Consider the following 13,119-nt stretch of genomic DNA (forward strand, 5'->3'; position numbering starts at 1 on the left):
AGCACCCCACAGACAAGCGTATCACACGTCAGAATTCTTACTATCTTTTGATTTCTGGCCGTCGCACATCGAGACCGCCCTCCTTGACGTCATGAGAGTGGCGTTTCTACTATCTTTTGATTTCTGGTTCCATGTTCTGTTGCCGTGTGAGATTCCAGCATCACAGCTGAGGTTTCTACTATCTTTTGATTTCTGGCGGCGGGAAGTCCGCTGTCGAATTGCTGACCGGGGAATATGGTTTCTACTATCTTTTGATTTCTGGCGGCGGGAAGTCCGCTGTCGAATTGCTGACCGGGGAATATGGTTTCTACTATCTTTTGATTTCTGGACCTCGTTAGTAAAGCAACGAAGAAAATGGCACAATAGAACCTATGTTTCTACTATCTTTTGATTTCTGGACGATTGTGTTTAACCCGGCGCCGTATCCAACAGAGCACATATGGTTTCTACTATCTTTTGATTTCTGGTTTAGGGTCGGTAGCGGAGCGGAGACGGGCGACGGCGATCAAGGTTTCTACTATCTTTTGATTTCTGGGTACCCGTGGGCAAGCGAATATTGGGCTATGGGGCTGTATAGAGTTTCTACCATCTTTTGATTTCTGGCAAGAACTCCGCGGCAAATATGTAAAGTTGCATATCATTGATCTGTTTCTACTATCTTTTGATTTCTGGTCACACTGTCTGTGGTGAGAGTACTTTAAGCCCCCCAATAGTTTCTACATATCTTTTGATTTCTGGGCCCTCAGGGCGGTTTCGGCGTCCATCATGGCGACCAGCTCGTCGTTTCTACTATCTTTTGATTTCTGGCTCTCTGCAGAGGACAGACCAAGGCTTGTCGCTCCAGATGCAACGTTTCTACTATCTTTTGATTTCTGGTTCGTGCGGACGCCGTGTAGCTTCCTCGCGAGCGAGAAGTTTGTGTTTCTACTATCTTTTGATTTCTGGATGCTAAGGCGGGCGCCAGGTTTGCGGCCGGCGGCACCGTGGAGGTTTCTACTATCTTTTGATTTCTGGCCTTAACCACGTGGCCCACGATGTCAGTCCCGATAATGTTGGTTTCTACTATCTTTTGATTTCTGGCGTGGCGGCCCTCCTCAGGGCCCTCCGCCATGAGATAGACATGTTTCTACTATCTTTTGATTTCTGGAAGAAGCGCGACGTCTGGCACAGATAGACGAGATAATACACTCAGTTTCTACTATCTTTTGATTTCTGGGGCTTGTGTTTTTGGATCTTTTGGGTTTTTAAGTTTTTTCGTGGTTTTTTGTCTGGCCGGCGGTCGCTTTCCAACCCCTCTTTACATTCATACATTCCTCTGTCTGAGAGACGGCGTACGCCATTCTTCGCCTTTACCATCATACACGCGCCTTAGAGATGGCGGAGACCCAGCGCCATTCTTCGCGTTTGGCTGTCTAGCCCCTTGTCTAAAGTATATTGTGTCCTTTACCGACATATATTGGAATGTTTTAATGCTTGTGGGATATCGTGGGCATGTATCTCTACTTTGGCCGTATGAAGATAGGCCCTCTCGTGGGGTACCTCTGGCTTTTGGGCAGGCGGCTGTACCTCAAGCTGGGCTGGCGCCCTCGGGACACTGTCTATCTCGGCTCTGTGGACGACCTTCTTGGCGTCGCCGTGAGGGTGAGGAGGCTCGTCCCGAGGCCTCTGCCCGTTAGGCAACTCGTCGCTGCGCTGGTGGACGCCCTCAAAAAGGCCTACTACGTCGCCAGCCGGTGCCGGGACTCGCCGCGTTGGAAGATACGCGCCTGGGAGGCGGCAATGGCCATCGAATACGCCGCCTCTGCGCTGGCGATGTACTGGCCAAGCGCCGCCAAAAAGATACTAGACGACGGCTAGGGTTTTAATATGTGGGTTTTTGTTTTGTTGTGGCTGTTGTGGCTTTGTTAACGGATTTTGGGTTTAGGGACTATTTTGTGGCTGTTATGAAGGGGGTTATACTTTCTATAAATCCTGGGGCGCGTATCGTCGATATTACTCACGAGGTGCCTCCGCAAGATGTTTTTACCGGCGCTTTTATCCTTAAGGCGGCTTATAGGTGGTTTCCGCCTGGCACGATTTTTGTCGCTGTGGTAGACCCTGGGGTTGGCACTGAGAGAGCTCCCCTTATTTTAAAGACGAGGAGGTATTTCTTCGTAGGTCCTGACAACGGCCTTTTGGCTCCTGCTGCTGAGGAAGACGGCGTGTTAGAGGCGTATAGGATTGAGGTGAGGCTTCCACAGCTCTCGTCGACGTTTCACGGCCGAGACGTTTTTGCGCCTGCGGCGGCCTATCTGTCGCTTGGCGTAGAGCCGCGCCTCATTGGGTCTCCTATTTCGCAGTGGAAGAGGTTGGAGATTCCAGAGGCGCGTGTTGTAGACGGCGTTGTGTACAGCCGCGTTGTGTATATAGATAGGTTTGGCAATGTATATACATCTGCGAGAAGTCTCCAGGGCGTGTCGTATGGAGAGGTTATGTGTGTAGAGACGCCTAGGGGCGTCCTCAGGGCTAGATATGTAGAGACCTATGGCAGAGTTTCGCCGGGGGAGGCGGTCTTGCTTATAAACAGCGAGGGGTATCTAGAGCTTGCGGTCGCAATGGGAAACGCCGCCGCTACATACGGCTTGAGGCCGGGAGATGAGATAAAAATCTACAGGTGTTAAAAAACGTGATGAACTTACGCCGCCGCACAGACAAGTGAAGAGGGGATAGAGACTGAACCTTCTGCCGGTTTTTAAAGATAACAAACGGCCCCCTCCCAGCACGGCGGTTTCCCGGGCCCTCGCGGAGCCCAGTACTCCCGTCCGCGGCGCCGGCCTTAACTTCCGGGTTCTGATGAGTCCGGGTGTAGCACCGGCGCCTATGGCCGGGTTAGGGGCCGGTGGCATAGTATCTGGCTGTTTATAAATTTTTTGCCTTAATGTTTATAAAGGGGGGCGTCTATTGTGTTGGAGTTGAGCGGCCCGCCTGGGCCACTATGAAGACTCCGCGTACGCCAGTGGCTAAGGCGCGTTTTCCACTCTTACGCTAGTTATATAGTCTATTGTAATTTCATAATTCCAAGCTGTAGATGGGGCGCCGCGTTGTATAGAAAATTTTGTAGACGCCGTCAGATAGCCTCCGCAGTATATATTGACTAGGTAGTCTGTGGCGGGGGCTTGGTATAGTCTTATAGAGCCGTCTGACGCAGTAGAGATAAACACGTCGACCCATCTGCCTCTGGTGGCGGCATCTATAACTCTGGCGTAGCAACCCGCCGCCGGTCTCCCCCCGGCCTCTTTTACTACGACAGTGACGGGGTAGGCCCAAGTCCTAATTTTTCCGCCTGTCGGCTCGCCTAGCTCAACTATATCGCGTAACACAGCGCTGTCGTATATCCAAATCACCTGGCCGGCTGCTATCTCTCTAGGCGACGCGATCCCCCAGGCCACTCTAAGCACATATCCAGGCCGCCAGGGGAGGCCATATAGCGTCTCTCCGCCGAATATATAAGTTAGGGCGACTAACGACCCCTCCTCGTCAAATACGGCCGCGGTGCCGTAGGCGAGAGGTCTGTCGTTCCAATCTCTAACTCCAAGAGCCGCCGCGGCTATGGCTAAAAACAAGGCGGCTAGGAGATGTTTCACAACACCTCCCCGCCACTTTTTAAAATATCTTTCCGCTATGTGACATGCGTATTCTTATCTTCGGAGGCCTCGGCTTTATAGGGGCGAACCTAGCCGAGGCTCTGTCGGAGTATGAGCTGTACGTAGCCCACAGGCCTGGGTCTAGAGAGGCTAAGCCGCAAGTAGCCCGCTTCGTGGCCCAGTACGCCACCCTTCTGGAGTATACTGACCCCGCGACGGCGTTTGAAAAGACAAGGCCCCACGTCGTTATAAACCTCGTGGGGCAGTACTACGGCAGGTCCCAGGAGCTGTGGCAGGCAAACGCCGAGTTCCCCCGCCTCCTCTGCGACGCCGCGAGGAGGGCGGGCTGGCGCGGCAAGGTGGTGCACTTCTCAGCGGCTACTGTCAGAGGGCCCGTGGGGGCCATAATCGAGGAGGAAGAGCTCCACCTCCACGGCGTGGTGCCAGACAACGACTTCGACCGGTCGAAGGCAGCCGGCGAGGAGGCCGTCGCAAATTGCTTCAACGACTGGGTGATAGTGCGCCCGGCCTTAGTATACGGCAGGTTTAACACACACCCCGAGTGGGTGACCCTCACGCGGTTTGTCAAAAGGGGGGTCGCCCCCATGTTAAAGGCCAGGGTGTCTGCCATATCTGTCAGAGAGCTGGCCAAGGTGGTGAAGGCGTCGCTGGCCTTGGCCAGGCAGTACTTCTTCGCGACAGAGTGCCAGCCGAGGCCGCTGTCGGAGTTCGTAAGAGCTATCGCAAAGGCCTTGGGAAGGCGTGTGGTTCCAATCCCAATCCCCACCGCTGTATTGCACATAGCGGCGTCTCCCGAGTTTAAGAGACACCTCCCCTATCTAGACAAGGCCTTTAGTTGTGAAAAAATGAGGCGCCTACTCGGCCTAGAGCCCAGGCCTAACTTCGAGACGGAGGTAAGGGAGATGGTAGAAAGTATCAATGTTTAAATTGTAGTATATGTACTAAAGTATGGCTTTTCAAGTTGTTTTTATTTTTAAGAGATGTCCTCTCCCCGACCTCCTTAGACTTAAGTGGTGGGGCTGCGTCCCCCTATCTCTTTCTTGGCCCCTCCCTGGGGGACTTGGGGGCCCGCCCCGGGTACACCGGGGCGAGAGGGCGGGTCATACGGGGGACGTGGCGCCAAGTCATTAACTTTCCCCATCTTCGCGCCCCCGTCGGCCGCCCCGGGGCCAAGTAGATGTCGTTCATGAGTAAAAAGTAGTTACGAGATTAAAAGTGTGATGGTTCGGAGTGGGGAAAGTGGGTTGTTTTGTCTTCTCTATCAGCTCTTGATACTTCTTCTCTGCCCATATCATGGGGACGTTGTCTCTATGTGCCCCGAAACCGCAAGAGGGACAATGCATTCGCCTGTTCCTCAGCTCCTCCATCTTCGCACCGCACTTCGGACAGATGGTTGAATACAGCCGTTCCTCCACATACGGCAGTCCGTACCACTGCGCGAGCGCTTGCAAACGTCTCCTCAACTGCCCAAGCCCGTCTAGGAAGTGCTTCTTCACGCCGTTTCCGCCCCTCTCCTTCAACTCCCGGTAGGTGTCGTCCTCCACTGCGTCAACTACGACGGCGGCTTGGTGCTCCCTCGCAAGCTTTATGATCTCGCGGGCGGCGTTTATAACGACGTCGCGGATTACGCCGTAGCGCTTTGTCTCAAGTTTCCACAGTTGTCTCTGGATGTCCAACGCTCTACGCGGATCCCTGTCTTCATCTACACGTGCAAGAGCTCTGCTTAATTGACTTATGTGGGCGTGGATCTTCTCAAGCTTCCGTATCCGCTCTTTCTTGGGGAACTTCAATAGCTCCACGACACGACCGTCGGCCACGAGACCAACCTTTACGTAGTGGTCTAGGCGGTTGACGTCAACAACGACAAGCGCCTTGGGCTCCACCGGCGCCACCTCTCTAGCGAAGACTAGGGCGATGTACAAGCCGCCGTAAGTAGGATCCTTGCCCCTCCTTACGTCAACGCCCAAATATGCCAACTTGAGTTTGGCGCCTTCCTGTAGTCTCTCTCTTATCCAAGAGATGCTGCCCTTCTTCAACTCGACGGCAAAAGGCGGTATGCCCAACTTCCGCACTCTGAGAACGCCGCTCTTTAGGTCGACGAAGACTGCCCTACTCATATCTTTCTCGTTTTCAACCCTAAGTTGGGTGCTCAACGGAATTGCCTGTTGAAACACTGTATCGTGCCAGAGGAACTTGGCATATCTCACAAGAGCTCTCCCAAGCCCGTATTTGGGGAATATCTCCTCGATAATCCGGTGCGCCAACTCCCGCCTGTCTGGCGTGAGGTGTCTGTCCAACTCCTCCGCCGTGAGTCTGGGCTCCTCTTGCCCCGTCAACTCTTTCAACAGTCTTTTGACGTACTCCTCTGCCGCCAAGTGCATTCTTGTCACAAGGTCAAGGACGTCCGGCCGCTCTTCGATGAGTTTCCAGGGGATTTCCACCTTCAGTGTTCTGTATGCGTACATGGCCTTGTATGTGGTGGGGCTGAAATCTCTGTTGGTTATAAAAGGCGCATGGGGGCAAGCCGGAAGTTTTACAAGACAAACCCACGGCGTTGTGCCCCGCCTCTCCTCAGAGCCTGCGAAACACCGACCCCCCGCCCTTCTTCCCCGGCGTTGAGAGACGCGTGCCGGCCATGTTGCTAATCTTCGCCGCCACAAGAGCAATCGTTGTCATAAGCAACGTGTTGACACCCGCCGGCGTTATACGCCGCTGTTGCCGCCCCCAAGTCCAATTCATACCGGCGATACCCACCGCCGTACCGACGGCGCTCACGGCGATAATCGCCGTAAACCCGTTTTTTAACCCACCCACACCTCTAAACAACGCAACCACACACCACTTCCCACTCCCTCGGCTCACCTGCCTGACGTCGTCGCTGTCAGGCAGGTGTGTGAAAGGAGTTGAAAGGTTGTTTCTGACTTTTTGTATGGTCCGCTGTTATTTGTGGTTGGACTCGCCGCTGTGGCGGTCAGTGACATTGCGTTGGCTCTGTCCAACCTCGTCGTGGTATATAAAGGGGCTTTGCCATCACCTCTCTTTCAGACTGCCCCGGCGTTGAGAGGGTGTTGGACCTACGGCGTTATATAGAGGGGAAGTTTGTAGTTTTAGTTGGCGATAGAGAGCTGGCCGAGAGACTCGGCGTGGCGCACGCCACGGTAGAAGAGGTAGAGAGGTTTCTGGCTTGGCTCTCGCGGGAGGTGCCGCTGGTCTTTAAGCCATATCTCCAGTAACTTTTATATAGAGGTGGCTCCCGTGGGGCGTGAGTTTTGAGAAAAACCTCCTGGAGAGAATCGCCTCCTATATACCGGGGTACGCAGGGTATAAGGAGAAGGAGGTGAGGAGGGAGACAGACGCCCTTGTTAGACGACACGTCGCGTCTATACTGTCCGCCGCCGCGGCTCAACTGACGCTGGGCCCCGCCGAGGCTAGGGCCGTGGCGGCGAACCCAGAGGCGAGGTTCCTCTGGGACTCCGTAAAGGCGGCTCTCGACAGAGTGACTCAGAAGATAGACAAGGCGCAACACGGCTACTCTGGCTTCTTCGACCTGGCTAAGGTAGACGAGTCGGTCCTCGAGGAGGTCTACAGACACGACCTAACGCTTGTGGAGACGGCGAAGAAAGTGGCTGAGACAGTTTCCTCTCTAAAGGCGCTGAGGCCTCTCTCCCAGGAATGGCTCGACGCGCTTAGGCAGATCCTCGCCCAGCTCCAGAGTCTCGACTCGGCGGTGGACGAGCGCAATAGGATACTAGACGCCATAAAGACGCCTCCGCAGCCCCAGTGGGAGTCCGGCGGGAGGAAGAGGGGGCTTTTAGACAGGCTTTTTAAGAGGACATAGCCACGTCTAGGTATAACATTGTGAGTACGCCTGCGACAAAGCCGTAGGTTGGGAGGTCTTTTCTCTTGTCTTCTGCATATATGTCTGGATATAGCTCAGCCGCCGTGACGTACATCATGGCCCCTCCCGCAAGGCCCATAGCCGCCCCCATCGCCAGAGGTACGGCTGATAAAAAGAGGGCGGAGGCCAAGGCGGCGCCGCCCTCTACTACGGCGCTGATTACGCCAATTAAAACTGCGGTTTTTAAAAGTCTGAATCTTAACAACGGCATTACCACCGCCGCCCCCTCTGGCACGTCTTGAATTGCTATAGCCAGGGCTGTGACAAAACCAAGTTCTGCGTTGTATATTGTCGAAACTCCGACGGCAAGTCCCTCTGGTATGTTGTGTATTGTAATGGCGAGGGCTATAAGCCAGCTCTTTTTCAACTTCCCCGCGAGGACAGCAGGCCCCTCATACCCCTTGACTAAGTGTTCATGTGGGAGTAAGACGTCTAGTAGACGTATAAACGCGACGCCTCCGGCAATGCCTAAGCCGACTTGCCAAAAGCCCCACCTCTCTACGGCGGGGAGTATTAAACTTGTAAAACTAGCCACAAGCATGACGCCGCCTGTAAAACCAAGGCCGAGGTCCACAAGGCCCTCGCCCCATTTTCTAAAGGGTAGTACCCCCGCCGCCACGCCTGCCAGAGTGCCCATTATTAATATTAACGCATTTAGAACTAGAGGATCCACGCCAGACGGCCGTTTCAACTTTATATACTAACGCGCTAACTTCTACAATGCCACAAGTAATCCAATGGGTTAACCCCAAGGAGGGCGAGATCATATGGAGATACCCCGTGGACAGGATCGAATGGGGGGCCCAGCTCATCGTCGAGGAGTGGCAGGCAGCTGTCTTCATGAGGGACGGCAAGGTCTACGACGTGTTTAGGGCAGGGAGACACACCTTGACCACCCTCAACCTGCCCCTCCTCACCCAAGCCCTGAGTAGGGTCGCCGGCTTCGACAAATCGCCTTTTGTAGCCGTCGTTATATACGTCTCGCTGAAGCAACACCAGCTCCCCTTCGGCGGGCGGGGGCAGACGGCGGAGCTCGCCCCCATACAGTTCTACGGCTCCGCGTGGTTCCGCGTCGCCGACCCGGCCCTCTTTGTGACCCAGGTGGTGGGGGGCCAGAATATATACACCACGGAGGACCTCCAGAAGTTTCTCAGAGGCTACTTCAACGAGCTCCTAATGGCCGAGCTCTCCCGCCAGTCCATATTCACCATATACGGCAACCTCGACCAAGTCAGCTTTATCGTTAAAAACGCCATAGACCCCCACTTCAGGAGGCTAGGCCTGGAGCTGGTAGACGTCAGGTTTGAAGGCCTAGACGTGACCGACCAGGTGTGGAGAGACCGCCTCTTCTTCATCAGAGCCACGGGGGTAAACCCCGCCGAGTATCTGAGGATGGAGACCGTGCAGAAGGCCGCGGCGGAGTTGGGCAAAAGCCCCGGGGCGGCCGCCGGGACGGGCATAGTCCTCATACCGCCCCTCCTCTGGCCTCAGCAACAAGCCGCGCCGCCGCCCCAGCCGGCGCAGCCCGCCGCTCAGCAGGGCGTGGTCTGCCCCCAGTGTGGGTATGTCAACCCGCCGGGGGCTAAATACTGTATAAACTGCGGCTATATGCTGGGTAAGAAGTGCCCCCAGTGCGGCTACGTAAATCCGCCGGAGGCCAAGTTCTGTATGAACTGTGGAGCCAAGTTATGACGCCTGGCGAGAGGGCTGCCGCCTTGGCTACACTCGCCTTCGGCCTCTACCTAATAGCGGCGTCGCTAGGCGCCGCCCCGCTGGCTTTAAATATAGCCGTCGGGCTCCCTCTGGCCGTCTTTGGAGTAGTCTACGCCGCGTTTGGAGGAAGTAGAGAGGCCCTCCTCTGGGGCGGCGTGTTGGCCATAGCGGGGGTCGCCACGGCGGCTGGCGGAGCGGCCTCTCCCCTCTTAGTCGCTGGGGTGGCGCTTGTTTTTATCTCGCTTTTTGCACTTTTAGCCGGGCGGAGATGACGCTTTTCTTAGCTATTGGAGGCGGCGGAGATGTAATAATGGCGGCGGCTATCGCCGGAGACGACGCAGTTGGCCAAATACCCTGGGAGAGGTATGTAGTAGATCCCACGCCGGGGCCTGTGCCTCCAGACGCGTTGCGGGAGGTGGTTGAGTTAGGCGGGGGGCTTTACTTAGCTACGCCTAGGAGTTACGTAGAGAGAGGCGGCAGGAGGTTTAAAACCCAGGGCATGTGCGCCGCGGGGGCTCTGGGAAAATCTATCTATATTGTAGACCCGTATAGAAAACCCTCTGAGTTAGCCAAGGCCCTGGCGCGTTTTGGCAAAGTCGTGGGCGTAGACGTCGGCGGAGACGTACTGGGGGTCGGCTGTGAGGAGTCGTTGGGGAGCCCGCTGGCAGACGCCTATGGCTTGGCTGTGTTGGCTAAACTGGCTGAGGCCGGCGCCGCCGCCGAGCTGTTAGTGATGTCTCCTGGGGCAGACGGAGAGCTCGACAGGAGGTATATAATGCAGAGAGTTGCCGAAGTGGCAAGAGAAGGCGGCTTACTTGGCGTAGTTGGCCTCTCTAGAGAGCAAGCCGCGGTTTTAGAAAGACTTGTAGAGAGGTGTGTCACAGAGGCGTCGGCCGTCGCCCTGAGGGCTCTCCGCGGCGAGTATGGCGTTTATACATTGAGGGGCGGCCTTAGGAGAGTTGAAGTAGATATATGCGCCGCAGTGGGCCTCCGGCTTGAGCCTAGAGTCTTGTTGAAGTTTAACCGCGCGGCGAGGGTAATATACGAGGGAGATCTGCCCATAGACAAGGCTGCAGACGTCCTTTTAGAAGAGGGGATCCCCACTGAGTTACATTTAGAGAGACTTTTGGCAAGCGGGCTTGAGCCCCGGCAGGCGATAGAGGAGTTGAGAAAATACAAGAGGTGTTAAGCCTTGGCGGTCTGGGCGGCTTTTGTCTCTCTAAGCACTTGTCTATATCTATCTTCGTTAAAGGGGCCTGCGGAGACGGCGGCGGACTCTATAGAAACTGTGAGCGCTAGCCTCTGGCCGTATACAGTGATATTTAAATAGGCGGTTCCCGCCGTCTTTAAAGGCACTCCATTTACTTCACATATCTTTGTCGTATATACGCCTGTGCCATTCCCAGCGAGATTTCCCAAAATCTGGGCCACGGCCTCTTGTGATATACGGCCGCGCTCCTCTACTTCAACCCCGCCGTAGCCTAAATATGTACAAGGCCCCTTCTCAACTCTAGACGTTTCAACTCCCCTCAGTAGATAAATCGTAGAGTAATTGGCCGGCCTGACTTCAGTTTGACACTGCCCCCCTGCGCAAGTTACAATATAGGCGACCCTCCCCTCTGTTGCAACTTTAAACACAAGTTTGATGGGGCCGTGCGGCGGGACAGTTGCATAAAGCTCGCCGAAGCTATAATTGCCGAGAGCCCCAGAGCCCTCTACAGACCAGCCCCTCATACTTATCGACACGTCGCCTACTGCCACAGTGATTACAACAGTGTAGTTAACCTCGTAGTTTTTAATGTCGAATGACGGCCGCACGGCGCCGACGGCAGGCGTGTTGACCGCCGGGCTTGTCTGCGTCGTAGTTGTAGTAGGCAGTTGTGACGTCGAAATTGTCTCAAGCCCGTGTCTCGGCGCTGTGTGTATAAAATAGAGCGCCGCCCCTATGATTAAAACTGCCAACACTATATACGCTGCTTTTCTCATATAGACGACTGAGGCCACATATATAAGGGTAACTAGACCTATAGCCTCGTCTCTCCCTCATACTGGCCTTTTCTTGCGGCGGCGAAAGTAGTTAGTCTAATAAACGCACCAAGCCCCGCGAGCCCCCCGCCAAACGCCCCCGGCTCCGGCGGGAGGCCTAGGAAGAAGGCGGCGAGGGCGCCCACGGCCGCGGAGCCAGAAGCCGCGGCTAGGCCTAGGGCCAGGCCCCCAGCCCTTCCCCTCTTAGAGAGGGGGTACTCTAGATAGAGGAGAGAGCCCTCGGCGCCGTCTACTAAAGCGCTGTAGCTCCTCCCGCCGTATTGATATATGAGTAGCCAGAAGGGGTAGTAGACAATGCCCTCGAAGCTCCAATTTATCTCTACCCTAGTCTTAAAGACAGAGGCGTAGGTCTTCGCCTCGTCTACAACCTCATCGAGAGATCTAAAGGCCTCCTCAGGCTCTAGGTCTGGCTGGTGGAAGACCCCCGCCCTCTCTAGAGAGGGCTTGAAGGGAGTCCTCCACCTGGCCGGGAAGACGTAGCCTTTGGGCAATCTGAAAGGCGGCTTTGACAGAGCGAGAGCGGCGGCGTAGGTCTCTAACTCTGGGAGAGGCTCGAAAGTTATGTGGTAGAGGTAGAGGGGGAGGAAGTGTAGCTCGGCGCCAGTCGGCGAGGCTGTGGGGAGGTCCTCCGGCGCCCCCACAGGCCTGAAGTTTAGCGCAGTGCGGAAGGCCGCGGTTTTGTCTACAGAGGGCTTGAATATATAGACCCTCTCGTAGGTTCTCCCCTCGCTGACAACAGTGCCGCAGTAGGGGCAGACGTAGAACTTCCTCCCCGGGGGAGCCTCGTACCTAGCCCCGCAGTAGGGGCACTGGACAATCATTTCTCCACCCTACGGCTCTTGAGGAAGCCCCCCGCCGCCATGTAGGAGAGGGCGCCGCCGGCTGCCACTACGGCTGCCCCCACATAGGGGTCTACCCCCAGCGCCGCGTAGCCGAGCCCCCCGGCGAGACCTCCGGCGGCAGCTGCAGCCAGTAGGCTCGCCGCTTTATGCTCGACGAAGACAGGCTCCTCCGCCAACACAACCTCGCCGTCCCAACCCGCTATGTAGTAGCGGAAGCTAGAGCCGCGGTAGAAATACGGCATGACCCACAGAGGGAGGTAGGTCAGGGGGGAGGCCACAAGTCTCTCCACCTCGTAGTCGACTGTCTTATCTCTCACATAGGCCGCCGCAGTGAATACGCCGACGGCAGCCCTGGCCCTCTCTTCAGCGTCTCGGTCGACGGCGGCGAGGAGCCGGGGGATGAGGGCTCTAACCGCCTTGGCCTTAGCCCGCTCTGCCGTAAACTCGCCAGCCATGAAGGCAGAGGCCTGGCCCCCCGAGGCAACCTCGGCGAGGGGCTTGGGCTCGGGCCCAGTCTTAAAGAAGTGGCTTGTAAGTCTGTCTACGGAGAGACCCCAAGCCGCCCTCCTCGCCAAGACGGCCACTACGTCTGCCAGAGCCACTCTGCCTCCCACTCTCACCACCTTAGTCACGATCTGAGTCCGCGGCTGCCCCCTCATGTACACAGTCTTAGTGTATGTTACCACCACCGTAGCCTGATACGTTGCGGAGAGCTTGACGTCTACGAGGTAGAAGGGGAGGTAGTAGAGGTCTGGGCTTGCGAAGTTTATCTCAGAGATCCTCCACCTGAGGTTGAGGTCACGCCGCGTCCTCTCAACGGCCCTCCGCACTATTTCAGACGCCGGGAGTGTGGGCACAGCCAGCACGTCCCGGGGCTCCCCAGCGAGGAAGTTGGCCCTCCCGCAGTATCTACACACCACGACGACTGAGTCGGGAGTGACGTCTAGGGGGGCTCCGCAGTAGCTACATCTCACGA

Annotated in this window: 15 protein-coding genes, 1 rRNA gene and 2 CRISPR repeat arrays; of the genes, 8 read left to right on the plus strand and 8 right to left on the minus strand. The window is 55.9% G+C overall.

All coding sequences use genetic code 11. The annotated features are described in order from the left end of the window. The first annotated feature begins 33 nt into the window (after positions 1 to 33). Positions 34 to 673: a CRISPR direct-repeat array (repeat unit 25 nt; unit sequence GTTTCTACTATCTTTTGATTTCTGG). A gap of 109 nt (positions 674 to 782) precedes the next feature. Next, positions 783 to 1,216: direct repeats of the CRISPR family, unit length 25 nt; unit sequence GTTTCTACTATCTTTTGATTTCTGG. A gap of 275 nt (positions 1,217 to 1,491) precedes the next feature. Beyond that, on the plus strand, positions 1,492 to 1,857 hold the full coding sequence (locus PISL_RS00005) for a hypothetical protein (protein ID WP_011761762.1): 366 nt from the start codon (positions 1,492 to 1,494) through the stop codon (positions 1,855 to 1,857). Positions 1,858 to 1,886: 29 nt separating this feature from the next. Continuing rightward, a complete protein-coding gene (locus PISL_RS00010) occupies positions 1,887 to 2,660 on the plus strand; it encodes an SAM hydrolase/SAM-dependent halogenase family protein (protein ID WP_167827573.1) in 774 nt (257 codons plus the stop codon). A 90-nt stretch (positions 2,661 to 2,750) separates the two neighbouring features. Here PISL_RS00010 and rrf read toward each other — a convergent pair. Beyond that, positions 2,751 to 2,871: ribosomal RNA gene (rrf, locus tag PISL_RS00015) — 5S ribosomal RNA — on the minus strand. Between the two features lie 128 nt (positions 2,872 to 2,999). Next, positions 3,000 to 3,623 (minus strand): hypothetical protein, encoded by a 624-nt coding sequence (locus tag PISL_RS00020; protein WP_011761764.1) that lies wholly within the window; start codon positions 3,621 to 3,623, stop codon positions 3,000 to 3,002. A gap of 44 nt (positions 3,624 to 3,667) precedes the next feature. Between PISL_RS00020 and PISL_RS00025 the strand changes: the two genes are divergently transcribed. Next, entirely contained in the window at positions 3,668 to 4,570 is a 903-nt protein-coding gene (locus PISL_RS00025) for an NAD-dependent epimerase/dehydratase family protein (protein ID WP_011761765.1), read from the plus strand. Positions 4,571 to 4,828: 258 nt separating this feature from the next. Here the strand turns inward: PISL_RS00025 and PISL_RS00035 are convergent, their stop codons facing one another. Next, on the minus strand, positions 4,829 to 6,109 hold the full coding sequence (locus PISL_RS00035) for a zinc ribbon domain-containing protein (protein ID WP_011761766.1): 1,281 nt from the start codon (positions 6,107 to 6,109) through the stop codon (positions 4,829 to 4,831). Positions 6,110 to 6,215: 106 nt separating this feature from the next. Continuing rightward, positions 6,216 to 6,458, minus strand: a complete 243-nt coding sequence (locus PISL_RS00040; RefSeq protein WP_053240215.1) for a hypothetical protein — start codon at positions 6,456 to 6,458, stop codon at positions 6,216 to 6,218. A gap of 251 nt (positions 6,459 to 6,709) precedes the next feature. Between PISL_RS00040 and PISL_RS00045 the strand changes: the two genes are divergently transcribed. Together PISL_RS00045 and PISL_RS00050 are read left to right on the plus strand one after the other, a co-directional pair. Next, positions 6,710 to 6,877 (plus strand): hypothetical protein, encoded by a 168-nt coding sequence (locus tag PISL_RS00045; protein WP_011761768.1) that lies wholly within the window; start codon positions 6,710 to 6,712, stop codon positions 6,875 to 6,877. A gap of 29 nt (positions 6,878 to 6,906) precedes the next feature. Then, the gene (locus PISL_RS00050) at positions 6,907 to 7,482 is read left to right on the plus strand and encodes a hypothetical protein (protein WP_011761769.1); all 576 of its coding nucleotides are present in this window, start codon (positions 6,907 to 6,909) and stop codon (positions 7,480 to 7,482) included. Here the strand turns inward: PISL_RS00050 and PISL_RS00055 are convergent. Next, positions 7,469 to 8,215 carry a ZIP family metal transporter gene (locus PISL_RS00055; protein ID WP_011761770.1) on the minus strand — a complete coding sequence of 249 codons (747 nt, stop codon included), beginning with the start codon at positions 8,213 to 8,215 and terminating at the stop codon, positions 7,469 to 7,471. The two genes, PISL_RS00050 and PISL_RS00055, sit on opposite strands and share 14 nt — an antisense overlap. 47 nt (positions 8,216 to 8,262) lie before the next feature. On the opposite strand from PISL_RS00055, the gene PISL_RS00060 reads away from it, so the two are divergent. From PISL_RS00060 to PISL_RS00070, 3 genes are read left to right on the plus strand one after another with little or no spacing between them, the layout of a single operon-like run. Beyond that, entirely contained in the window at positions 8,263 to 9,234 is a 972-nt protein-coding gene (locus PISL_RS00060; RefSeq protein WP_011761771.1) for an SPFH domain-containing protein, read from the plus strand. Further along, positions 9,231 to 9,527 (plus strand): hypothetical protein, encoded by a 297-nt coding sequence (locus PISL_RS00065; RefSeq protein ID WP_011761772.1) that lies wholly within the window; start codon positions 9,231 to 9,233, stop codon positions 9,525 to 9,527. Before PISL_RS00060 ends, PISL_RS00065 begins: the two co-directional genes overlap by 4 nt. Next, a complete protein-coding gene (locus PISL_RS00070) occupies positions 9,524 to 10,444 on the plus strand; it encodes a DUF1152 domain-containing protein (RefSeq protein WP_011761773.1) in 921 nt (306 codons plus the stop codon). Before PISL_RS00065 ends, PISL_RS00070 begins: the two co-directional genes overlap by 4 nt. Here the strand turns inward: PISL_RS00070 and PISL_RS00075 are convergent. Genes PISL_RS00075 through PISL_RS00085 form a run of 3 tightly spaced genes read right to left on the minus strand, consistent with a single transcriptional unit; the run spans position 10,441 to position 13,117 of the window. Then, entirely contained in the window at positions 10,441 to 11,241 is an 801-nt protein-coding gene (locus tag PISL_RS00075) for a hypothetical protein (RefSeq protein ID WP_011761774.1), read from the minus strand. The two genes, PISL_RS00070 and PISL_RS00075, sit on opposite strands and share 4 nt — an antisense overlap. A 38-nt stretch (positions 11,242 to 11,279) precedes the next feature. Continuing rightward, a complete protein-coding gene (locus PISL_RS00080; protein WP_011761775.1) occupies positions 11,280 to 12,122 on the minus strand; it encodes a TFIIB-type zinc ribbon-containing protein in 843 nt (280 codons plus the stop codon). Beyond that, a complete protein-coding gene (locus PISL_RS00085; protein WP_011761776.1) occupies positions 12,119 to 13,117 on the minus strand; it encodes a zinc ribbon domain-containing protein in 999 nt (332 codons plus the stop codon). Before PISL_RS00085 ends, PISL_RS00080 begins: the two co-directional genes overlap by 4 nt. Positions 13,118 to 13,119: the final 2 nt, after the last annotated feature.

This window comes from Pyrobaculum islandicum DSM 4184 (assembly GCF_000015205.1).
Lineage (GTDB): Archaea > Thermoproteota > Thermoprotei > Thermoproteales > Thermoproteaceae > Pyrobaculum > Pyrobaculum islandicum.